1 protein-coding gene is annotated in these 610 nt (G+C 39.0%); it reads left to right on the top strand.

The genetic code is table 11. From position 1 onward, the window contains the following. Positions 1–605, top strand: a 605-nt coding sequence (locus KM934_RS12940) for a transposase (protein WP_215761042.1), incomplete at its 5' end; no start/stop codon positions are given. Positions 606–610: the final 5 nt, after the last annotated feature.

The following is a 610-nucleotide window of genomic DNA, read 5'->3' on the forward strand; positions in this document are numbered from 1 at the left end:
TGAAACTGATGGAAACATCAGAGGAATTAGCCTCAAATTATCAAATACTTATTTCATTTAAGGGCATAGGACCTATAACGGCAGCGGCTCTGATTATATATACCTCCAATTTTAAGAAGTTTGATAACCCGCGAAAGTTTGCATGTTACTGCGGCATAGCTCCCTTTGGCAAACAATCCGGAACATCCATTAATACAAAGCCTCATGTGAGTCGTTTTGCACATATCGGCATCAAAGCAGCCATGGTACAGGCTTGCAAGTCTGCTATGCAGCACAATGCGGTAATCAAAGCATACGCACAGAGGCTGTACGCAAAAGGTAAACATGAGGGAATTGTCATGAATAATGTAAAGAATAAGGTTATGCACATTATTTTCAAGATGATACAGACACAAACCTTATGGGAACAGGAATACCAACAAAAACACACGAAAGAGTGCAAACCTATTCCGGGAAAGAATGGAATAGGAGCCACCGAAGCAGCTCCTATAATTAATGCGACATTGAAAACATCCTCATCTGTTGTTGAATGCACATTCTTAGAAAAACATTCTTTTCAAAAGAACAGCAAAAAAACTTCAAGTTTTTCTTGCGTAGAAACATAGAATGC

This window comes from Hallella faecis (assembly GCF_018789675.1).
GTDB classification, from domain to species: Bacteria; Bacteroidota; Bacteroidia; order Bacteroidales; family Bacteroidaceae; genus Prevotella; species Prevotella faecis.